At 53.7% G+C, this 23092-nt stretch carries 17 protein-coding genes and 1 pseudogene; 7 read left to right on the top strand and 11 right to left on the bottom strand.

The annotated features are described in order from the left end of the window. Nucleotides 1-43 precede the first annotated feature (43 nt). Together leuD and leuC are read right to left on the bottom strand one after the other, a co-directional pair. Nucleotides 44-661, bottom strand: coding sequence for a 3-isopropylmalate dehydratase small subunit (leuD, locus tag FJ147_06675; protein ID MBM4255567.1), 618 nt, complete (start codon nt 659-661; stop codon nt 44-46). A 192-nt stretch (nt 662-853) separates the two neighbouring features. After that, nucleotides 854-2257 carry a 3-isopropylmalate dehydratase large subunit gene (gene leuC / locus FJ147_06670; protein MBM4255566.1) on the bottom strand — a complete coding sequence of 468 codons (1404 nt, stop codon included), beginning with the start codon at nt 2255-2257 and terminating at the stop codon, nt 854-856. Nucleotides 2258-2432: 175 nt separating this feature from the next. Here leuC and FJ147_06665 point away from each other — a divergent pair, with 175 nt between their 5' ends. The 3 genes from FJ147_06665 to FJ147_06655 are packed head-to-tail and all read left to right on the top strand — an operon-like array spanning nt 2433 to nt 4723. Next, a complete protein-coding gene (locus FJ147_06665) occupies nt 2433-3293 on the top strand; it encodes a co-chaperone YbbN (GenBank protein ID MBM4255565.1) in 861 nt (286 codons plus the stop codon). Continuing rightward, a complete protein-coding gene (locus tag FJ147_06660) occupies nt 3290-4369 on the top strand; it encodes a radical SAM protein (protein ID MBM4255564.1) in 1080 nt (359 codons plus the stop codon). Before FJ147_06665 ends, FJ147_06660 begins: the two co-directional genes overlap by 4 nt. A gap of 15 nt (nt 4370-4384) precedes the next feature. Then, complete coding sequence (locus FJ147_06655; GenBank protein ID MBM4255563.1) at nt 4385-4723, top strand: hypothetical protein; 339 nt, start codon at nt 4385-4387, stop codon at nt 4721-4723. 76 nt (nt 4724-4799) lie between these two features. On the opposite strand, the gene FJ147_06650 is transcribed toward FJ147_06655, so the two are convergent. Both FJ147_06650 and FJ147_06645 read right to left on the bottom strand, forming a co-directional pair. Continuing rightward, entirely contained in the window at nt 4800-8351 is a 3552-nt protein-coding gene (locus FJ147_06650) for a PKD domain-containing protein (protein MBM4255562.1), read from the bottom strand. 139 nt (nt 8352-8490) lie between these two features. After that, entirely contained in the window at nt 8491-8700 is a 210-nt protein-coding gene (locus tag FJ147_06645) for a hypothetical protein (GenBank protein ID MBM4255561.1), read from the bottom strand. Nucleotides 8701-9167: 467 nt separating this feature from the next. On the opposite strand from FJ147_06645, the gene FJ147_06640 reads away from it, so the two are divergent. Both FJ147_06640 and FJ147_06635 read left to right on the top strand, forming a co-directional pair. After that, nucleotides 9168-12230, top strand: coding sequence for a hypothetical protein (locus tag FJ147_06640; protein ID MBM4255560.1), 3063 nt, complete (start codon nt 9168-9170; stop codon nt 12228-12230). A 259-nt stretch (nt 12231-12489) separates the two neighbouring features. Beyond that, the gene (locus FJ147_06635; protein MBM4255559.1) at nt 12490-14073 is read left to right on the top strand and encodes an ATP-binding protein; all 1584 of its coding nucleotides are present in this window, start codon (nt 12490-12492) and stop codon (nt 14071-14073) included. Nucleotides 14074-14077: 4 nt separating this feature from the next. On the opposite strand, the gene FJ147_06630 is transcribed toward FJ147_06635, so the two are convergent. The 3 genes from FJ147_06630 to FJ147_06620 all read right to left on the bottom strand — a co-directional run bounded on the left by FJ147_06630 (nt 14078) and on the right by FJ147_06620 (nt 16625). After that, nucleotides 14078-14374: a hypothetical protein gene (locus FJ147_06630; protein MBM4255558.1), complete on the bottom strand. Its 297-nt coding sequence runs from the start codon at nt 14372-14374 to the stop codon at nt 14078-14080. Between the two features lie 200 nt (nt 14375-14574). Continuing rightward, a complete protein-coding gene (locus FJ147_06625; protein MBM4255557.1) occupies nt 14575-15456 on the bottom strand; it encodes a beta-lactamase-like protein 2 in 882 nt (293 codons plus the stop codon). Continuing rightward, a complete protein-coding gene (locus FJ147_06620; protein ID MBM4255556.1) occupies nt 15456-16625 on the bottom strand; it encodes an acyl-CoA dehydrogenase in 1170 nt (389 codons plus the stop codon). Before FJ147_06620 ends, FJ147_06625 begins: the two co-directional genes overlap by 1 nt. A gap of 122 nt (nt 16626-16747) precedes the next feature. On the opposite strand from FJ147_06620, the gene FJ147_06615 reads away from it, so the two are divergent. Both FJ147_06615 and FJ147_06610 read left to right on the top strand, forming a co-directional pair. Then, nucleotides 16748-17317, top strand: coding sequence for a metallophosphoesterase family protein (locus FJ147_06615; GenBank protein ID MBM4255555.1), 570 nt, complete (start codon nt 16748-16750; stop codon nt 17315-17317). A 256-nt stretch (nt 17318-17573) separates the two neighbouring features. Further along, nucleotides 17574-17942: pseudogene (locus FJ147_06610) on the top strand (four helix bundle protein). Nucleotides 17943-17996: 54 nt separating this feature from the next. Here FJ147_06610 and FJ147_06605 read toward each other — a convergent pair. The 4 genes from FJ147_06605 to FJ147_06590 form a co-directional block, all read right to left on the bottom strand. Further along, nucleotides 17997-18440 carry a universal stress protein gene (locus FJ147_06605; GenBank protein MBM4255554.1) on the bottom strand — a complete coding sequence of 148 codons (444 nt, stop codon included), beginning with the start codon at nt 18438-18440 and terminating at the stop codon, nt 17997-17999. 59 nt (nt 18441-18499) lie between these two features. Next, nucleotides 18500-19513, bottom strand: coding sequence for a GTP 3',8-cyclase MoaA (gene moaA, locus FJ147_06600; GenBank protein MBM4255553.1), 1014 nt, complete (start codon nt 19511-19513; stop codon nt 18500-18502). A 145-nt stretch (nt 19514-19658) separates the two neighbouring features. Further along, nucleotides 19659-20636 carry a Tim44 domain-containing protein gene (locus FJ147_06595; protein ID MBM4255552.1) on the bottom strand — a complete coding sequence of 326 codons (978 nt, stop codon included), beginning with the start codon at nt 20634-20636 and terminating at the stop codon, nt 19659-19661. Nucleotides 20637-20886: 250 nt separating this feature from the next. After that, on the bottom strand, nt 20887-22632 hold the full coding sequence (locus tag FJ147_06590) for an amidohydrolase family protein (protein ID MBM4255551.1): 1746 nt from the start codon (nt 22630-22632) through the stop codon (nt 20887-20889). Between the last annotated feature and the right edge of the window lie 460 nt (nt 22633-23092).

Here is a 23092-nt window from a genome sequence, read left to right as displayed (position 1 = left end):
TCTGACTTCTGAATTCCTAGCGCTCAGTCCTCATCGCTCAGTCCTAAAGGTCCGTGAACAACCACGGCGCTTCTTGCTTCCGTCGTTGCTCGTAAGCCGTGATCTCTTTTTCATGCTGGAGTGTCAAGCCAATTTCGTCGAGCCCTTTGAGGAGGCATTCTTTGCGAAATTCATCAATCTCAAAACGGAAAGACTTTCCAGATGGAGTCGTCACCGCCTGTGCAGCGAGATCGACCGTGACTTGATAGCCCGGCTGAGCTTCAACTTCTTGAAAGATCTGCGAGACTTCGTCGCTTTTCAGCACGATCGGTAACATGCCGTTTTTGAAACAGTTGTTAAAAAAGATGTCGGCATAGCTTGGGGCAATGAGGCAACGGAAGCCATAATCCATCAGCGCCCACGGCGCGTGTTCGCGCGACGAGCCACACCCAAAGTTATCACGCGCCAACAAAACGCTGGCGCCTTGATAACGGTCCTGATTGAGGACAAAGGTGCGATCGCCCTTGCCATCGGTGCCGTAGCGCCAGTCAGAAAACAAGCCTTCACGCAGACCAGAACGTTTAATCGTTTTCAGATATTGCTTGGGAATAATTTGGTCGGTATCAACATTGACCCGGTCGAGCGGGGCGACGAGGCCTTTGAGTTTAGTGAATGCGTCCATGGGGAGTCCTTCCTTATCAATGGTGAATGGATCACCAGCTTAGTGGATATACGGGACGTGTTGCGTGTTGCGTGAAGACTAGGGACTAGGGGCTGGGGGCTAGGGACTAGTTTTTCTTTCCCACAAGCCCCAAGTCCCTAGCCCCTAGTCCCAAAGCGTTCACGCATTGCACTACACATTACACACTACGTTTCAACTCCACGTCCGAATATCAACAAAATGCCCGGCGATCGCGGCAGCCGTGGCCATTGCTGGTGACACTAAATGTGTGCGTCCGCCTTTGCCTTGGCGTCCTTCAAAATTACGATTGCTGGTCGACGCACAACGCTCGCCTGGTTGGAGGGTATCGTCGTTCATCGCCAGACACATTGAGCATCCTGGCTCGCGCCACTCGAACCCAGCTTCTGTGAGAATCTTATCGAGCCCTTCTTTTTCAGCTTGTTTTTTCACCAGACCAGAGCCAGGAACGACCATCGCTTTGACTGTAGCGGCTACTTTCTTGCCCTTGGCAAATTGCGCGGCGATGCGAATATCCTCAATGCGGCCATTGGTACACGAACCAATAAAGACACGGTCAATTTTGATGTCTTTGATCAGGGTGTCAGCTTGCAAGCCCATATACGCTAACGCGCGTTCGGTTGCCTCGCGTAGTGCCGGAGTAGGCATGTCCTTTGGATTTGGCACTTTGCCATTGATGTCGGTGACCATGCCGGGACTGGTTCCCCACGTCACTTGCGGAATGATATCTGCTGCTTGCAAAGTCACAACTTGGTCGAATTCTGCGCTCGGGTCACTCACGAGTTGTTTCCAGGCAGCGACGGCGCGATCGAACATTTCCCCTTTGGGACCGAAAGGACGGTCCTTGAGATACGCAAACGTCTTCTCATCTGGCGCGACCATGCCAGCCCGCGCTCCCCCCTCGATCGACATGTTGCACAACGTCATGCGGCCTTCCATCGATAACTCACGAATTGCTGAACCTGTATATTCAATGACATAGCCAGTGCCGCCAGCCGTGCCGATCTTGCCGATGACCGCAAGAATAATATCTTTTGCCGTGCAGCGGTCCGGGGGTTTACCTTCGACGCGCACTTCCATGGTTTTGGCTGGCCGTTGCAGGAGGCATTGCGTTGCCAGCACGTGCTCGACTTCACTGGTACCAATCCCAAAGGCAAGCGCACCGAACGCACCATGCGTGGCCGTGTGTGAGTCACCACAGACAATGGTCGTGCCTGGCAGTGTGAACCCTTGCTCGGGACCGATGATATGCACGATGCCTTGGCGAATATCGTTCATGTCGAACAACGGAATGCCAGTTTCTTTGCAATTATCGCGCAATGTCTCAACTTGTTTGGCGGCGACGGCATCAGCGATCGGCTTATCACGGTCGATGGTAGGGACGTTATGATCAGGGACAGCAATGGCCGCATGGATACGACGGGGTTTGCGTCCAGCAAGTTGCAAGCCTTCAAATGCCTGTGGGGAAGTCACTTCGTGGACCAGATGACGGTCAATATAGAGGAGGGCGGTGCCGTCTGGTTCCGTGCGAACGACGTGCGACTCCCAGATCTTTTCGAACATGGTCTTGGCAGCCATAAGGCGCTCCTTTGAATAAGACTGTAGTGAGGGCCTACATTTCGCAGATTTACCACAGACTGGCAAGTCACCATAGCGAGCGTAGAAGCAGAAGAGTTGCTGTGTTACTCTACCTCTTCACCTTGTTCCTCTCCCGATGGGAGGGGGAAGCGTAATGTGAATATGGAGGGCTCTCATGAACGAATGGACTGTCGATGTCTCAGAGCAAGATTTTGAACAAGCTGTGGTGCAACGCTCACACCAAGTACCAGTGGTGATCGACTTCTGGGCACCGTGGTGCGGTCCATGCCGGGCCCTTGGGCCAACGCTGGAAAAATTGGCCGAAGAGCAACAAGGAAAATTCATTCTTGCCAAGATCAATGTTGATGAGAACCCGATGCTCGCACAGGCGTTTCAGATTCAGAGTATTCCGGCTGTGAAGGCCGTACGTAACGGAGCGTTAGCTGGCGAATTTCTCGGAGCGCAACCTGAACCGAATGTCCGGCGTTTTATCGAACAGTTGCTGCCATCAGAAGCAGAGGCCCTCGCGCAGGAAGCGCAACGTCTAGAAGAAGCTGGGAAAGCCCAAGGAGCTGAAAGCCTCTACCGGGCGGCATTAGCGAAGGAAGCCAATCAACCGCTGGCGCTGCTTGGCTTGGCACGGGTGCTGGTACAGCGTGGCGAGGAAAACGACGCGCAAACTCTGCTCACGCGCATTCCCAATACGTCTCCAGAGCATCCGGCGGCGCAACAATTCCTGGCGCAATTGCGACTCAAGCAGACTGGTGCGAGTGCTGGAGATGAACAAAAATATCGTGATCGCTTAGCCGCCGATCCGAATGATATTGATACGCGATTTGAACTGTCACAAGTGCTGGCTGCTGTGGGACGTTATGAAGAAGCACTGACCGAGTTACTGGCGATTGTAAAAAAAGACCGCAAGTTCCGTGACGACGGCGCTCGGAAAGGTATGTTGGAAATATTCGAAGTCGTTGGTGCCCGTAGTGACTTGGCCGAACACTATCGCTCGGAGTTAGCGAAGGTGTTGTTTAGTTGAAAAAGAGTGTTCTCTGCATCAACCCCTGGATCTACGACTTCGCAGCGTATGACTATTGGAGCAAGCCGTTAGGGTTACTCTATCTTGCGGCTTTCTTGCGCGAGCGCGGCGTTGCCGTTGATTTCATCGACTGTCTGGATAAGTGGCATCCAGAATTGTTGCGTCGTCAGCAGCGTAGCCAACCGAAAGTGAATCTCTACGGGATTGGCCATTTCCATCGTGAAATTGCCCCGAAACCGGAGAGTATCACATTCATTCCTCGTCACTTTGCACGCTATGGTTTGCCCGAAGATATTTTTCTTGCCGAACTAAAAAGTCGCCCGCGTCCAGATGCCATTCTTGTCACCTCGTTCATGACCTATTGGTACATGGGGCCACAGCGGGTCGTGGAACTGTGCCGTGAGGTCTTTCCTGGCGTGCCGATTGTGCTGGGCGGGATTTACGCGTCGTTAATGCCAGAGCACGCACAACGTGTGATTCAGCCCGATTATCTGATTACTGGTCCTGGTGAGTATCCACTGGCTGAACTGCTTGCTGACTTGTTGCCCATGCCATCACTACGTGAGCAATTGCCTGCGCATATCGATGACTTCCCACCACCCGCCTTCGACCTGTTGCGCAAGAACGACTACCTGATTGCCATGACCTCACGCGGCTGTCCGTTTCGTTGCACCTTCTGCGCGACCTACAAAGTGGACAGTGCATTTACCCAGCGACGACCAGAAGCCGTTGTTGCGGAAATCCTTTCTCAAACCGAACGCTTCAGCGTGCAAGATGTCGCCTTTTATGATGACGCTTTACTGATGCAACCAGAGCGCCGCATTAAACCGATCCTGCGCGAGATTATCGCCAGCCAACGTCCTCTACGTTTTCACACGCCCAATGGTCTACACGCCCGCTACATCGACGAAGAGCTGGCTGATCTGATGTATCGCAGTGGCTTCAAGACGATCCGACTGAGCCTGGAGTCTGTCGCGAAAGAGCGTCTCCGTGATATTCACAACAAGATCACTCCGGGTGAAATGACCCGTGCGGTGCAGTATTTAGTAAAAGCTGGCTATGCCCCTGGCCAATGAGAAACGTACATCATCATGGGTCTCCCGCGGCAGCCGCTCGATGAAGTGATCGATACGATCCTCTATGCCAACAGCCTTGGGGTACAAATTCGTCTGTCGTCGTTCTCGCCAATCCCAGGCACAGTTGATTACCAACGCGCGATCGACAACGGCTCGTTTCCTGCTGATGCTGACCCGTTGCTGACGAACAAGACGGTGATTCCTCTCGAACGCACCCAAGCGGCGTATCAACAGTTTCAAACTATCAGTGATTTTGCGAGACAGCTCAATGAGGAAGTGCAGCGAGGAATTCGATTCGCTCAACCAAGGGAAGCCGTCCGTAAACTCATAGCTAATGTGGATTCGCTGTCTTAGTCGTACGCGTTCTCTTCAGACATGCCTTGGTAGGATGGACATTGCCACCCTACCTCAGGTCTGTTACTCCCTGCGCTTAGCTCACTGCAATCGAGGCAATGATAAGGTTGGCCGTATCGATCAGCACCTGACCCTGCGCGGCGGTAATCAGCTTTTGCTTTACGATATCATTGACCTTCTTAATAAAGTCCTGCAGTTGCTTTTGTGCACCAGCCTTCTGTCCCTGAGCAAGTTTCTGCAGGGCATTATCAATTTTTGTGTTCAGATCACTCGTCCGCGTTGCGCCCAAATTGAGGGCCACAACTTGGGCTTTGAGGTCGGTTGCGGCTTGTTGCGGTGAAATCACGTTGACACTGGCCGGGTAGCTGTTCGCGCCGTTGTCCTTATCGCGGATTGTTCCGCCAACCGTGAAGGTCCCAGTGGTAAGATATTTACACGTCGCCGAGGCCGCGCGGTTGTTGGCCACCGTCAACGTCCCGCTTGTCGTGCAGTTGTAGGCGTACGTAAACCCCGCTGTCGTATCGGCAGGACTGGGATCAGCTTGCTGACTAAAGGCTAAGGTCGCCGACTCGCCCTGGAAGATCTGCGACGTCGCCGTGAAGGTTGCTGTCGGTGGCACGTTGCCAATAGCAAATCGGTTTGTGAGTCGGCCTGAGTCGCGATCTTTGTCCGTGACGATGCCCGCCACTAAAAAACTCGGACCATTGTCAGGATATGCGTAGGTGACCGTGCAGGTGGAGCTGGAGACTTGCCCCGCGTGCGGGCCGGTCCCGTCCCCAAAATCCACGGCGCACGTAAACGGAGCATCGCGCGTTCCTGCAGGATCAGAAAAAGTCGTTTGCACGGTCAAGGGACTGCCCTCTTGCGTGAGGCCCGCGGAGATGGTCATTGTTTCCACTGACGGTGCCACATTGTTCACCACTGCCGTGGCAGTGTACGGATTCTCACCGCCATCTTTATCTTTGATCTTGGCAGCCACAGCGAAGTTGCCATTATCAACAGTAGGACACTGCACGGTATTACTACTGCCGAAACTGCCAAAGCCATTGCCACAGTTGAAGGCATATTGAAAGCCGGCTTGCGTATCCGCTGTCGAGGGATCAGACGGATTGGTCAGGCTGAGCGTAAACGGACTGCCTTCGCCCACCGGATCGGGTGTAGGCAGGGTTGCTGTCGGTGCTACGTTTGCCACGGTGATGGGCTGCGTTTTTGTGGCCCCGGATGCGCCGAACACATCCCGCGGCAGCAGGACCACTTGTAGTGATCCGCTATCAGCAAAGGTGTGCTGAACCGATGATCCGGTAGCCGAGCTCGTCCTATCACCAAAACTCCAGGTCAGGTTGACGGTGTCGTTATCAGGATCAGAAGCGGTCCCGGTAAAAGTAGCTGGCTGTCCTTCAGTCAGATTTTCACTACTGGTGATGGTAAAGCCGGTCACTGTTGGTGCATGGTTAATGCGCGCAGTCAGGCAGCCGAGCGTTTGATCATATGAGAGATACTGAAACTCTTTGGATTTGGTCGTGGTGGTCAGGTCAAATTCTGCAGCCGTCGCGCCCATGGGCATCGTCACAAATTCCTCGCCGCCTACGCGCCACACCCGACGCTGTTTTCCGTCACAATCTTTATAGTCAAGACCTAAATCTAAACTCGGCACGATCTCCCCGGTCTCTTGTCGCATGAAGGACACAAACCAGCCACCGTAGAGTCCAATTTGTTGCAGCTCGTACGGTTTGTTGACATCCCACGAGGTCAGCAGGAGTTTTTGGTTCAGAGGCGAGACGCTCACGGGGGTACCGTCTTGCTTTTTCTGGGCCCAAAACTGAGTGGGATCTGGTAATGGTGCTGTGGTATCGCTCACGTCTTTATCTGGTGACATCGCCTCGACCAGGGCGAAACGAACTTCATCTTTCCCGGCATCGGTAGCAATGAGCGTCTGAAGGTTGGGTTTGCCGGTGGTAAACGTGTAGTTGTCCGAGATTTTTACCGATGTTTCTGTCACCCCATAAGCGCCACGCACGACTTCTTTTAACTTAATCGGGACATCATTAAACTCGACGATATCAATAATGGTGAGGATCGCAGTGACAATATTGCCAATGACTTCAACCACGACAGCGGCGGCGGCGGCGGCAGAAGCGATACGACCAATGATCTTGGCCGTGGCTTTTGCCGCTTCTGACGCCCCCTTATGCAGAGCCCGACCGATGTATGGGGCAATTTTGTGGGTATACGTTGTCCACCCTCCGGCTCGATAGACGGCGGCTCCGGTCGCAACCCCAGTTCCCAAGGCAATACCGGCCCCAATGCCGAACGCTTCATCTTTAAAGGTGTTGCCCATCACTGAGGCAAACCCAGGAGTGATGATCTCATTTTTTCTGGCTATGGCGAGGCCATATTCAAGGAAATGCTCGACGGTCGGGTGGGCCGCCAAGTTGACGTCCCAAAAAACCGGCGCACCGTTGCACCGCGACGCTGTGATGGCATCATAGCTTGGCGTGTCGTTGTCACCCAGACTGACTGTCTTTACAAAACTGTCCTCCTTTGGCAGTGCAAAACAGATCTCCCCATCATCGCGTCCGGCAAGCACATCTTCAAATGATCCCTGATTGGGGGACGTATCGGTACCTGGGACGCCATCAATCCCTGGGGAACACCCGGGAGATTGCTTATTAAAGAAGCACGTCTCATCGTCCTCGGTGGCTGGCCGACCGTCAGGTCCATTTCCTGGGGTGCAGTTCTCTTTGGCCGTTAACGTATAGATGCCGTCTTTGGTGGGGGATTGCCAATCACATTTGGCGAAATCCACCGCGTATCGCCAGGAACGGTACTGATCCCACGCGATTTGGGCGGTGGCAATGCGCTTTTTCCAGACCAGATGGGTCAACCAGTCGTAAAGCTGATCCTCCTCGCACGAACGTACCGTGGCCTTTCGCTCGCTACAGATCTTGGTAGATGTGGGTTTACCGATGATATTGACAAAATCGGTCAAGATCTGCGCCCGCACCCGATCCCGTGCCCAGGTGGTCACAAGACTTCTGTCGCTCGCCGGCAAGCCATGATCGGTTAAGACTTCGGTCGTTGCTCGGAATACGAGGTTGCCTAAGGGAATGATGGCATGGATAGCTTTGTTGAGCACCAGCGCGTTGGTATCAGGGTCAAAGGCAAAGACCCGCAGCGGAGAAGCGTCGCTGTTGAAAAAATCTAATCCCCCGACAACGTTCGGCTCCTCAGGGGGGAACACGTAGCACGACAAGAGACTGCATTCTCCGCCATGGTTCTGGCAGGCATTACCGCAGGGGTCGCTTGCGATTACATCTGGAATAATAGAGGTTCCATCTTGGCAGCTGCACACCGGGCTGACACCGATGACCGTTCCGTTCCCACTGCAATCCGGGTCAGTGAGATCCTTGGTACAGAAGCCGGTCCCATCTGACTGCGTGGTGCACGTGAATTGACAGATTCCATTCGCCCCATCAGCTTGCGCGTCAGGCACAGGAGTGACCCGTCCAGACATCGGCACGATCATCAGCAGCGTGAGCCAGAAGGCAATGTAAGAAAACGGGGTGTGGTAAAAGTAGCGGGGTGTAGACCGCCGTAGTCGCGATTGATCGGTGTGAGTGGCATTCATGGTGTTCCCCTTTTTATGTGTTGCGTGGTGCGTGTTACGTGGTGCGTGAAGGCGCGTAGTCAGGAGCCAGTAGTCAGTATGAAAAAGGCTTTGTTGTTCCTCTACTGATTACTGACTGCTGACGACTGACTACTTTCCGCTACGGTGGTTTGTTCTCCGTCTTGATTAAGATCTGAGCAATGAACGCTTCGAGTTCTGCCCAAGTGGTAAAGTGCGTGCTCTGGCCGGACACCAGATGTTCGGCGCGCCCCAACGGGACCTGTTCATCTCCAGGAGCCGGTTGGGCCACTTGTACGACAAAGGCGCGCTGGGCTGGATACCGTGACTGCGTTGACCACTGGGGTTTCATGTCGTTCTCCTGTGTACGGAACACCTATCGTTCCCGTTCCGTGTGAGCCAGGAGATAGCAGAACGACCGCGCCAAAGTCCGCACAAAGTTCACACATTTCTCACACATTTCTCACATATACGGGATGCGCAGGCAGGAACCGCAGACACCCGCACGGGAGAGAATTCCGTGAAATCATTGCAGTTTTCCCTTGTCTCGCACTAACGTCCTGTGTTATGCGTCATGGACCTAACGCCAGTGAGGACGTGAGCCTCGCAGCCTTGCTCCAGTTCTCACCCTTTTTTCTCTACGCTGTGGCGGGCGCGAGAGTGAGGTAGGACGACATGGCGACACGAGCTCTGCTGACTTTTGCGGGGTATGTGGTCGATGTATAGAATGAACAACTGCGGCGCGAGGATCAGCTGCTCCCGCTGACCAACAAAGCGTTTGCCGTCTTATGCTATTTGGTGGAGCATGCCGGGCAATTAGTGACGAAAGACGCCCTGTTTGCGGCCGTGTGGCCGGAGACCATCGTCAGTGAAACAGCCCTCACAAACTGTATAGGAGAGTTACGGCGGGCATTGCAGGACGAGCCCAGACAGCCTCGGTTTATTGAGACGGTGCATCGGCGAGGATACCGCTTCCTCCTCACCGTGACCACTCCGCCAGTTCAAAGTTTAAAGTTTCAAGTTCAAAGTTCCACCCCGCTCCTCGCCGTGAGCAGTCCTCCGGAGGCTGCGCCGTTTTCCCAACTTGGAACCTTAAACTTGAAACCTGAAACTCTGCTTGTTGGTCGCGACGTTGAACTCACACAACTTCACGCCCTTTTTGCCAAAGCGCTGAACGGCGAGCGGCAGATGGTGTTTGTCACTGGAGAGGCGGGGATAGGCAAGACGGCACTCGTTGACACGTTTGTTCAGAGTCTAGGATCTCGTGTCACAAAAGGTCCAGAGTCCAGAGTCAAAACAAGTCTAGAGTCCGCAGTCCGAGGTCCGCAGTCCGAGCCAATCCCCAATCCCCAATCCCTAACCCCAGGCTGGTGGGTGGCGTGGGGGCAGTGTATCGAGCAGTACGGCTCTGGTGAAGCGTATCTCCCCGTGTTGGAAGCGTTGGGGCGCTTGGGACGTGGGCCGCAAAAGGAGGCGTTACTCGCCGTACTCCATCAGTATGCACCGACATGGTTAGTGCAACTGCCCGCCCTGGTGAGCCCAGCGGAGCTAGAGGCGGTGCAACGGCGCATCCAGGGCGCGACCCGGGAACGGATGTTACGCGAAATAAGTGAGGCGCTTGATGTGTTCGCTGCCGCCCATCCCGTGGTGCTGGTCCTTGAAGATTTGCATTGGAGTGACCCCTCAACGGTCGAATTACTCGCGGCCCTCGGCCGACGCCGTGAGTCAGCCCGTTTGCTCGTGATTGGGACATATCGCGCAGCCGAACTGGTTGTGACTAATCATCCCTTGCGGACCGCAAAGCAAGAGTTGGTGGCGCGAAAGCAAGCCGTAGAGGTGGCGTTGGAGCTGCTGAGTCCGGCAGCCGTCCGGGACTATGTCAGTCAACGGGTGGCTGAGACTGGAGTCGCGGACACCCTCGGCGACGTGATCTACCGGCGTACGGATGGTCAACCGTTGTTTATGGTGCAGGTAACGGATTATATCGTCCAGCAGGGTGGGAATGCCGCTCCGTTGCCGACCGACCTCACAGCGGTTGAGCAAACCTTGCCACAGGACTTACGGGAGGCTATTGAGGCCCAACTGCGGTACCTGAGCGACGAGGAGCAAACCGTGTTAGCGAGCGGGAGTGTGAGCGGTGCCGAGTTTACCGTGGCCAGTATCGCTGCTGGATTAGGAAGTAGCGAAGTGGAAATAGAAACTATTTGTGATGCGTTGGTACAACGTGGACAGTTCATTGCCGAGCGAGAGGTGGAAATGTGGCCGGATGGAACACTCAGTGGGCGCTATACCTTTCGCCATGCCCTGTATCAGGAAGTGCTGTATCAGCGAGTGAGTGGCAGCCGACAGGTGCGGATGCATCGGGCCATAGGGGAGCGATTAGAGCGTGGCTACAGGGAGCGTGCCCAAGAGATCGCGGCAGAACTAGCGATGCATTTCGAGCGTGGGCATGATGCTCAGCGTGCAGTTTCGTATCTCAAGACTGCGGCAGACACAGCTTTACGACGCCATGCGTATGTGGAAGCGATCAGGCTGTTGTCGCATGCGCTCGCCTTGCTCCCGGCATGGCCAGACACTCCCGCTCGGGTGGAACAAGAGCTGACTCTGCAGTTTGCTTTAGGGGCTCCGCTGGTAGCGACCAAAGGGTATACCGCGCCTGAGGTAGCGTACGCTTACACCCGCGCGCGCGAACTCTGTCGACAACTTGGAGATACGCCGCAGCTCTTTTCCCCCTTACTTGGCCTGACGGGATTTCATTTTGCCCGTGCGGAATTCTCCACTGCGCGCGAATTAGCGGAGTTATGTCTGACGCAGGCCCAACGTGACCCCAACCCGACACGGCTCATGTGGGCTCACTATGCGTTAGGGCAGGTCTTATGCTGTGCGGGAGAGTTTACGCGAGCCAAAGACCATCTCGAGCAAGGACTCGTACTGTATCAACCCCAGGAGCATAGGCGGTTTGTCGCCCGTGGGGTACAAGATCCGTATGTATCCTGCCTGTGCTTTCTTGCGCTCAGCCTCTGGTTCTTAGGCTTTGCCACCCAAGCCGTGGCAACGATTCAGCGGGCACAGGATCATGCGCACGCGATGGGGCATCCTTTCAGTGTAACGCGGGCTCTCGATTATGCGGCCCGTGTGTATCAGTATTGCCGCGAGCAACATACGGCACAAGAGAAAGCTGAGACGCTGCTCGCCGTGGCGCGGGAGCACGGATTCATCCATTATCTACCAGGCGGTGAGATCCGCCACGGGTGGCGGCTGACCGAGCAAGGCCACTACGACAGCGGCCTTCCGCGCATGCGCCACGGGCTGGCGACGTATCAAGCGACAGTGGCGGAGTTGGAACGCCCGTATTATCTGACCTTGCTCGCCGAAGCCTATGGAAAAAGTGGACAACTACAGGAGGGGCTGGCGATTGTAGATGAAGCCATGACGATCATAGGCCGGAGCGGCGAGCGGTTCTACGAAGCCGAGCTGTGGCGGATTAAGGGGGAGCTTCTTCTCAACGCAGAACGCGGAACGCGGAATGATGAACGGAGAACCCCGAAAGAGGAATGCGATGCTTCTTCTATTCATCATTCATCATTCATCATCCATCGTTCATCGTTCCGAAGAGGCCGAAGCCTGTTTCCTGAAAGCCATTGCCATTGCCCGCCAACAACAAGCCAAGTCGCTGGAGTTACGTGCAGTGATGAGCCTCGTGCGGTTGCGACAACAACAAGTCCAAGAGCGGGGAGCAGGGAGCAGGGAGCAGGGGACAAAGAACGAAACTGCTGGAAAGCGAGGAAGCCAGGAAGCGGGGAAGCCAGAATTACCTTCGAGCGTCCTAGCGTCCCAGCCTTCCAGCGTCCGCCTTGTGGAAGCACACAAGATGTTATCTGACGTCTACCACTGGTTCACTGAGGGGTTTGAGACTAAGGATTTGCAAGAGGCGAAAGAACTTTTAAAGGAATTGAGCCATTGAGTCATCGGGCAATTGGGGCATTTTCTCATTGAGTCATCGAGCCATCGGGTCATCGGAGAAACATTTTTTTCAATAGCTCGATGGTTCGATCACTCAATTTCTTCACTGGACCGATGTCTCACTAGCCCGAAGATTCTCGGTGTACCACGATGTCAAATTTCGGGTTACAATGCCGCCATGCGTTTCTTCAATACGGCTGGCCCGGTCAATCCTCAGAAACACTATTGTTTGCCACCTTTGGCGCGGTTGAATCTTGAGGAATTGCTCGGGTTGATCCGCCAAGAAAAATACTTTGTCTTGCATGCCCCGCGGCAGACCGGGAAGACATCGGCGCTGTTAGCATTAATGAACCACCTCAATGCGAGCGGAGAATATCGTTGTGTGTACGTCAACGTCGAAGCCGCCCAAGCGGCGCGTGAGGATGTGGCGGCGGCGATGCAGGCGATCCTCTCGGTACTGGGCTCGGAGGCGCAGCGCACGATTGGCGATGAGTCGGTGGCGCGCATGTGGCCGGCAGTCCTCAGAGACCATGGGCCGTTTGCGGCGCTTGGGGAAGTGTTAAGCCGCTGGGCGGCCGCAGCGGCCACACCGCTGATCCTGTTGCTCGATGAGATTGATGCACTCATCGGTGACACGTTGATCGCCGTCCTGCGCCAACTCCGCGCGGGCTATTATCGTCGCCCCGCGCAATTTCCCCAAAGCGTGGTGCTGTGTGGTGTGCGTGATGTGCGTGACTATCGCATTCACTCCAGCCGCGACAAAGCGATCATCACCGGCGGGAGTGCGTTTAACGTCAAGGCGAAGTCCTTGCGGTTGGGCGATTTTACCCAGGCCGAAGTTGAGGCGCTTTATCAGCAACACACCGCTGAGACCGGGCAGGTGTTTACCCCCGAGGCGTTAGCACAGATGTGGGAATTGACACGCGGGCAGCCGTGGCTGGTCAATGCTTTAGGCTATGAGACCTGCTTTGAAATGAAAGCCGGTCGCGACCGGGCCCAACCGATTACGGACGAGCGGGTGCAGGAGGCGAAAGAGAATCTGATCCTGCGCCGTGAGACGCATCTCGATCAGTTGGCGGACAAGCTAGAGGAACCGCGCGTGCAGCGCGTGGTTGAACCCCTGCTGGCCGGTGAGGTTGTCACCAATGAGCTGAATAAAGACGATGTGTCGTATGTCCTTGATCTAGGACTCATCCGCCAAGAGCGGGCGGGCGCAATCCATATCGCCAATCGCATCTACCAAGAGGTGATCCCACGGGAGTTGGGGTGGAACATTCAATCGGGCATGAGCGAACAAACCCAGTGGTATGTGACCGTGGATGGGCGACTCGATATGCGTAAGCTGCTGACCGCCTTTCAAGAATTCTTCCGTGAGCATTCCGAGCATTGGGTGGAGCGGTTTCAGTACAAAGAGGCTGGACCGCAATTGCTATTGCAGGCGTTTCTGCAGCGGATCGTGAATGGGGGAGGCCGGATTGAGCGGGAATATGGCTTAGGCCATTTGCGTACGGATCTGCTCATCATTTGGCCCCATGCCGCTGGCGTCCAACGTGCGGTGATCGAACTTAAAGTGCTGCACAAGGGGTTCGAGCAGACGCTGGGGACGGGCTTGGAGCAGACGAGGCAGTATCTAGACCGTTGTGGGGCCGCCGAAGGACATTTAGTGATTTTCGACCGCACGCCGGGCAAGCCGTGGGAAGAGAAACTCTTTCAGCGGAAAGAGACGGTGCAGGGAGCGGTCATTCAGGTGTGGGGGATGTAGGAGCTCAGTTCGCTGCCACCGCATCGACTCGATCAAGACGAATGATGATACGACTCGATGTCTGATTTCGCACTTCGACCGCTTCCTCGCTGATGATCTTGGTAACGACGCCAGCAATCGTTTGCCCGTGGACATAGAACGTGAGGCCTTTTTTCTCTTTGAGGCTGTAGTCGAGCAGTTCTTGAAACACTTGAGAGACTTTCGCTGATGGACTCTGTGAAAAACTTGGCTGCGAGGTGAAGGTCAGTAGCGCTGCGAATAAACCGATGGTGATAAGAGAGCGGGTCGAACGAAATGTCATAAGTTCTGTTTGCTCACTTTCCTTTCAGGCGCTCAATGGAGCAGTCTGCGGGGACATGGCTTCTGAAAGTTGTTGGCCCATAGCGACTCTCAAACTAATGAAGAATGTAAAATGTAAAATTACAAAAGGGGTAAAGACATTCACTTGCTGTCTTTCCCTTCTTGTCTTTCTACTTTTCATTCTCCATTTTTCATTTTACATTAGGCGAGCTGCCACTGCTCTCCTTCCTGCTTTACCTTTCCTTCTTTCTTCAACTTAGTGAGATGGGATTGTACTGAATTGCCGGCGGCACCGTGCAGAAACTCTGGCACGTCACTGTAAATGCGTTTCACCATCGCTGGAATTTCGGTGAGCCCAGCTTTCATCGCTTCAAGAATCTGCTGCTCGCGTAACTCTCGGTGAGCAATGTACTCATTGAGCTTTTTGTATGGTTCGCGAATCGCCGGGCCGTGGGCTGGATAGATAACTGCGAGGTCTAAAGGTAGCAGCTTTCGCAGTGAAGCCATGTATTCGATCAGCCCGCCGCCTTCTTCCGGCACGACTGTTGTGCCCGCACCTAGCACTAAATCACCAGTAAATAGGGCTTTCTCTTCTTCGAGGTAATAACAAATATGATCTTTGGCGTGACCAGGGGTGTGGATCGCGTGCAGTGTTGCGCCATCTGTTTGAATGCGCGTGCCATCTTCTATAAAAGTGATCGGAAAGTCTTTGCTATACGCTTCGTCTTTCCCTGGCCAGGAGTGTTTGGAGACTTTTACTTGGCCAAACATTTTATGTACGTGTGGAACCCCGCCAATGTGGTCTTGGTGTATATGCGTCAAGACAATTTCTTGCAGTTCATTTCCGCCCTTGGTTTCCTTCAGCCCCTGTTGCAACAGGGGATCGTAGACATCTAGTCCGATCCCAGTGTCGAGGAGGATCGGGCGTTTCCCCGTGCCAATGAGGTAGGTGTTCGTTCCTGGCCCAGTAAACGGGCCAGGGTTCTTGCCGAGAACCGTCGAAACTCGCTCACTCCACGTGTCGAAGTCCGCGAGTTTGATCCCAGCCATCGTATCCGTAACAATGCGGGTTGGTTGTGCCATTACAGTCTCCCCAAGAATGTGCGTGCCACAGTTTGTAACTGAATGTTAGAGGTTCCTTCGTAAATCTTACCGATCTTGGCATCACGGTAGAACTTCTCGGCTGGAAAGTCTTTGGTGAAGCCGACCCCGCCAAAGATTTCTAACGCTTGCGACGCGACGCGCTCGCCAACTTGCGAGCAGAAGTATTTGGTCATGGCCGCTTGGCGGACAAATGACTGTCCTGCTTCTTTCATGCGCGCGGTGTTGTAGACCATCAGGCGTGCGGCTTCAATATCGATCGCCATTTCGGCGATTTGAAATTGCAACGCCTGAAACTCGGCAATCGCTTTACCAAACTGCTTGCGTTCTTTGCTGTATGCGAGAGCTGCTTCAAAGGCGCCTTGCGCCAGCCCGACCATCTGTGCACCGATGCCGATGCGACCTTCGTCGAGTGTTTCAATCGCGACTTTGTAGCCTTGTCCGACCTCATTGACGACATTAGTACGAGGCACCCGCACATCTTCGAGGATGAGTTCACAGGTTGAACTCGCGCGAATGCCGAGCTTGTCTTCTTTCTTGCCGACGCTAAAGCCGGGGAAATCGCGTTCAACGATAAAGCCAGTGATCCCTTTGTAGCCTTTCGACGGATCGGCGTTAGCGAAGAGGAGATAAATGCCTGCCTCTGCACCATTAGTGATCCACATCTTGCGGCCATTGAGAACGAAGGAGTCACCATCGAGTTTAGCGGTCGTGGTCATGCCGAACGCATCACTCCCTGAGCCTGGTTCGGAGAGCGCATAGGCACCAACCGTGTCGCGTGCGAGGCGCGGAAAAAATCGCGCCTGTTGCTCTTGCGAGAGCCAGCGTAAGAGGGCATTGTTGACAAGAGTATTCTGCACATCGACACAAACGGCGACGGCAGGATCAACCCGAGCCAGCTCTTCAATAGCGAGGATGGACATCAGAAAGTTCGACCCTGCCCCGCCATACGCTTGGGGAATTTCAATGCCCATCACTCCTAGTGCAAAAAGTTCGTCAATGAGTTCGCGCGGGAGCTTGCTCGCGCGGTCCATATCCATCACGTGCGGTTTAACGCGTTTTTCAGCAAAATCACGCACGGCCTCACGGAACAGCACTTCGTCGTCAGTCAGTGTTGTCACTGGTAGGCGTGTCTCTGTTTCGTCTGGCATAGTGCTACCTCCCTTTTTTCGTGAGAGACGTGGCAAGCATTTCACGTTGCTCTGCCACTGTCTAGACGTTATAGTCTTTCCCTTTAGCAGCAAGAGTTGCAACGAGAGATAGGGAACAACCCATGAAGATCGGTCTGATTTCAGATACGCATATTCCCGAAGCGATGCCTGAGTTGCCAGCACAAGTACGAAGCGTTTTTGCCGGGGCGGATTTGATTCTGCACGCTGGTGATCTCCACTGCTTAGATGTCTTGAACTGGCTGGAAGAGATTGCACCTGTGTTTGCCTGCCGCGGCAACGGAGACGAAGGGTCTGGTGGGCGTGAGGTGGTTCCTGAAGATCCGCGTTTGCGTGAGACCTTTGTCACAACTAGTGCCGGGTTCCGCATCGGCATGGTGCACGATGTGCTCGACCCGCACGAATTTCCCAAATGGCCCCTGATTCGGACGATGGAGACCTACTTCAGTGGCCCAACGGATTTAATCATTTGTGGGCACACGCATGTCGAGTCGATCAAACGCTACGACAATGTCCTGGTGATTAATCCCGGCAGCCCCACATTTCCCCATAACTACAGTGCGCAACCCGGAACCGTGGCAGTGCTGACCCTAGAAGAACATCGTGGGGGGAGTATCACGGTCTATGATTTGAAGACGCTGGCAGCACTGCCGGGGCTAGAGGTGACGTTTTAAAGGATTGCGGATTGTAGATTGCGGAATGAAGGGCATTGATTGAAAATTTGAGATTACGAAAGACAAGGGCAGACAGAAAGTGAACGCGAGCGAAATGCAGAAACGCACAAGAGCTTTCGCTTTGCGAATCGTTCAGCTAGTAGTCAGTCCATTTAGTTTTGAGGGATAGGGTTTCGTCATGCCCGCGCAGGCGGGCATCCAGGGAAATTCAGCAGTGGCCTGTAGTTCAGCCGCCTGGATTCCCGCATTCGCGGGAATGACGTTCCTTGAGTTATCCATCAAAACTTTCTGGACTATCTACTTAGTCGAAAAATTGCCGAGGAGTAGAACTGCTGACGTTATTGGTCGACAGTTACTTCGGTGTGGAACTTCGGTTGGTGCAAATTACCGAGCCGCATGCCGAGCGAGATCATAGGCTGACTTTATTGCAAAGATGGGGATTGTTGAAGAAGAGGCCGACGAGTCGGGCTCTTGGCTTGAACTCTCAGTAGAGAAGGGAATTCTCCACAGAAAAGAGGTCGAGGAACTTTTCGCCGAAGCCAATCAACTCGTCGCTATTACCGTTGCCTCCATCAAGACCGCAAGAAAGCATAAACTTGCAGTAACGAGCAATTTCATGCCTTAGTAACAATTTTTCGCAACTAATCCGCAATCCGCAATCCGAGCTCCGCAATTTTTCTCACCCTGCATTATGAATCACAAACACGTGGCATGGAGCTTTCCGCACCAGCTTCTCTGGTAAACTCGAAATGAGGTGCAGATGAAAGCCTGGGTGTGTATGCGCACTGAGGGCAACGACATCGATATGGTGCTCATGCACGGCATGGAGCACATGTTCGAACAGCTCGCCTCGTTCTATCAGTGTCTCACACTGTGACGAATTCCCGAGGTGCTCTCGCTGGATGCGAGTAAGCCATTCTTGGGCTTTTTCACGCGCATTTCTATCGAGCGCATGGTAATCGCCACTGGTCATCTGGTACAACTTGCTGGTCGGATCGACAATGACATGGAGCAGGTACAACCGACCATCGAACTCGGTTGCAAGTGCTTTTGCATATTGCAAGGCTGCATCCGCTTCAGATGAGAAATCCGTGAGGAACAGGATGCGCTTCATTTCCACCATGATCCGCCTCCTTTGGGACCGACGGCCCCAGTTCCGCGAACGTGAAGTTCCGAAGTGACCTATCCACCTAAACTAATCATTTCCAGCTTACGATGTTCCTTGGGGTTGTAGCCTTTCGGTGAATTGAGCGCGGCCAAACGCTCTTCGGAATAACGGTCGGTTCGAACCTGCCAAATGCGACTGATAAACGCCAGCACTTCGTCATCAGCGGCACCGTTACGCATCAGTGTCTTCAGGTCATGGCCAGTGTTGGCAAAAAGACACGTGACGAACTTGCCGTCAGCAGTGATACGTGCCCGCGTACAGGAAAAACAAAACGGCTCACTTACTGAAGCAATCACGCCGATGTCGCCACGGCCATCAACGAACTGGTAATCCACCGCTGGCGCACTCCCTTTGTCGCGTCCGACTTCTTGTAACGGGTAGTGGTGATCAATCGCAGCAATGATTTCCTTCTTAGAGACAAGTTTCTCGGATTTCCAATTGTTGGCGTTGCCAACATCCATGAATTCAATGAAGCGTAAGGCAAACTGATGTTCACGGGCGAACCGCACAAGATCGAGAATCTCGTCATCATTGACGCCACGTTCGATCACGGCATTGATTTTTATGGGGGTCAGGCCAACCCGTTTTGCTGTAAAGAGTCCATCAAGAACCTTATCAAGATCTCCGCGCTTGGTGATCTGCCGAAATCGATCCGGCTGTAAGGAATCGATACTGACGTTAATTCTCTTCAGGCCAGCATTCTTGAGCGCAGCGGCACGCTCTGCCAATAACGATCCATTCGTGGTTAAACAAATGTCTGGCGGAGTATCGAGAGAAGACAACTGGGCAAGTAGTTTGTGGAGGTCTCGCCGTGCTAACGGCTCGCCACCAGTTAAACGGATCTTCTCGACCCCAAGCGAGATAAACAAGCGCGAGAGGCGAGTAATTTCCTCGAAGGTCAGCACTTCCTTCCGTTCGAGCCACTCGTATTCATCGAGCGGCATGCAATATGTACAGCGAAAATTACACCGGTCGGTGACAGAGATTCGCAGGTCTTTGAGTGGTCGTCGGTAAGTGTCCTGTAACATATGGCTATCCGAGTACAAGCCATTATAACCATCAGACTTTGATAGCCAAGGAGGGTAGGTGTATTTGGCAGGTGTATTTGATGAAGCGGTAACGCCGTGCCGAGCTGAACTCTCGACACGGCGTCAATGGTGTATCAGCTCTTGGTTACGCTTGTTGTACTGCGCTGAGTTTCCAACTATTGGGGCCAACGGAACGACTGAACGTCCAATACTCCTCAAACTGGACCGAATCAGAGTCGCTACCACTGACAACCGTGTTGCTCTTAGTCTCAACGGTGTAATCCAACAGATTTGCTAACAACTTGATGGTGATGAAATCTTCGCCACTTTCGGTCCATGCTTCCGTGATGGTGCTCTCACGTAAAGCGATATTTTCCATTTTGTTCTGTTGACCACGTGAACGTAGATTGTTGATCTCCTCTTCCCACATTTGCATGAGTTCATTGCCACACAACGAGCGTAACGTTGTTGTATCCTGCTTATTCCAGGCGCCTTGAATCTTGAAGAAAAGATCCTGAGCTGTCTTGAGAAACTTCTCAGAGGAGAAATCGGGGTCCATTGCCGAGAGTGTTCGGTAATCGACATGATCGGACGACGGTGTCGCTTGGAACGGAGCATTGACAGGCGCCTGAGAACCAAAGGTGTTGGGTGCCTGGTAATTGGTCTGCCGATAGGGCATCGAACCATAACCGGTTGCTGCCGCTGGGGTCATAAATTTTTTGTAGAGAAAGTATCCGAGACCAGCCAAGAGCACTAATTCAAAGAGGCCGAATCCACTACCGCCAAGGCCTCCGAAACCACCAGCGTGAGCAAGACTGGAGAACAACATGGAACCTAAGAACCCACCGAGCATGGCCGTGCCGAGGCCACGCATGAAACCACCGGCTTGTGGTGCCATTGGTGCAGCTTGTGGAGTTGAAGGAACCGCATTTTGACGTTGCGGGTTTGCATAGCCTGGTGCTGAGTGCGATGGGGAATCGTAACTGCGGGAACCGCGAAAACCTCCCGAACGACCCCCTCCAGCTCGGGCTTCTGCGTACTCCTCGAAGACGACAACTGAAGCAAAAAGAAAAGCAAAGAACCCTATTGCTGAAAGAAGCAGCCGACGCACCAATACAGTCATAGACTCTCTCCTTTTAGGACATACGTTAATGAAGCAAGGGTAGCACCAACATCCCTCGTCTAAAATATAGGGGAGGTGCTTAATGCATAGAAAAAATAAATGGCTCAGTCACCCTTTTCTCAATCTATAGTGTGGCCTTCCGTCCCAGCAGCAGGATTTATCTCTTCGTCTTGCGGCTGTTTCTTCTCTACAAACAAAACGGGGCAACGTTTCCATTGCCCCGTTCGTTGAGTCAGCGACTAACTATTGGTTAGTCAACCGCGCGGCCACTGCGGAGCAGTTTGCCTGGGGTTGCGCCGGTGCAATTACCATCCTGGAAGGTTTCTTCACCATTGATCAGGATGTGTTTGTAGCCGGTCGCCTTCTGCACGCGCCGCCATTCGTTAGCTGGTAGATCGTAAAGGATCTCACTTGGGAGTGAGTTCACGGTGTTGATGTCGTAGACGACGATGTCCGCCGCTTGGCCTTCACGTAGCGTGCCACGATCCTTGAAGCCTGCCGCCCATGCCATCAAGCCGCTGAGGCGGAAGTGCGCTTCTTCGAGTGACAACGTGTTGGTCTCACGGACGAGCCACGACAACACTTCGGTTGGGTAGATCGCTGGGGTGATGAACTTCACGTGCGCACCACCGTCCGACACGCCTGGCATGATGTACGGTGAACTCATCAGGTCTTTGTAGCCAGCAATGTTCGAGTTCTCGACTGGGCCTGCCCATTCGGTGCGCAGGTCGTCAGCCACAGAGAGGTCGAGCATTGCGTCAATGACGTGTTTGCCTTCCTTCTCGGCGATCTGCGTGACTGACATGCCTTCGTATTTCAGCTTGAGGTCTGTGTTACGCACTTTGCGAGCAATGAACTTGTGGAATTCGCCGAAGACGATGTTCAACGTTTCCATGCCGCCTGCATCGTAGTCGGCGCGCATGGCAGCGCGGAGTTCCGGCTTCGACATCTTGGCTTTGCGCTCTTCGACAGTGCCGAGGGTCGCATCTTTCCAGGCTGGGATACTGTCGAACAGGTTCCAGTCTTCCAATGTCATACGCACAGGGGCGCGGGCAGTGACAGCCTGACCGAACACACGTACGCCACGTGCATTAGCAGCTTCAACCCAATTCAACTGCGCTTTGTGGGATTCTGGATGACGGTCGCTGATCAGGATCGCATTGTAGAGCAGTGGACGTCCAGCAGTCTCTGTCATCTTTTCCAGGAACTTGAAGTCGTCTTCAATACCAAACGAGCTTTCGCTGGCGCCGGACTGTGTGAACTGGATGCAGCCATCACCAGTTTCAGCCATCGCTTTTGCCATGGTGAGATAGAATTCATCAGGCAGAATGTCGGTGATCATCGGCGTACCATCGTAGTCGCGTTGCACGGACACGCGGCCTTCGGGCACCAAGCGCTGCGCTGACCAGCCTGCTGCTCCACACTTCATGGCTTCTTTGAAATGTCCAATGATGGTGGCCATCTCTTTTTCATTGGGGAAACGTTTCTTGGCTGCATCGAAACCGCCCATGACATAGGCAACGGCCGGGGCGATGGGGAACAGGTGGGAAACGTTAATGCCGAGCGGCATGCGTGAGAGGCGATCCATATATTGCGGGAAGGTTTCCCAGTCAACTTTCATCGACACGCGCATTGGTTCCAAGGGAATGGCCTCAGTGCGTGACAGAGCCAACATCGCGCGGTCAGCATCTTGTGGGCGCAGCGGCGCAAAGCCGAAGCCGCAGTTACCAATCGTGACTGATGTTACACCGTGCCAGCTACCGATTGAGCAATAGGGATCCCAATGGAGCTGGGCATCATAGTGGGTGTGCAGGTCAATGAACCCTGGAGCGACAATGAGGCCAGTGGCATCGACAACTTTTTTGGCATCGCTGGCATTGAGACGGCCAATCTGCACGATTTTGCCATTCTTAATACCAATGTCGCCTTTGTAACGCGGAACCCGAGTTCCATCGACAACCGTACCGTTTTTAATGATCGTATCGAATTGCGGCATAATCCCTCCTTACAGCGTTTGGTAATTGGTTACGAAAATTTTATGAATCCATCAAGAGGAGCCAGAGAAAGCGCGGTGCCTTGCGTTCTTTGTGTCTATTGTGGTGGTTCTCGCTCATGTTCAACTTGCTGTTTCATGATGGCAGTCTCCCTTTTCATAAAACGATGAACGACAGATAAGATCAACATCCCTCACCTTGCTTATCCGGCTAGTAGAATGAACTATCTCTCTATCTGCTGTCAAGCTTGGGCGGAGAGGAAATTTTTTGCCTCTCCTGTAGCTCGGACGAAGCACAGCGAAATTCGGGAAGATCTAAGGCGAATTCTGGAAAAGAAAATCCCCCTATATCAGTCAGGAGTAGCGGGGCGGATGAAGATGTCCCACTTGGGCAACTTGGGATGACGCTCCAGTCGCGCTTCGACCGTCCGCATGGCTGTCTTGTTCAGGGTAATGCCGCGCA

Source organism: Deltaproteobacteria bacterium (genome assembly GCA_016874775.1).
GTDB lineage: Bacteria > Desulfobacterota > Binatia > Bin18 > Bin18 > VGTJ01.
Note: the sequence above shows the minus strand (reverse complement) of the source record. Positions and strands in the feature narration are given on the sequence as shown.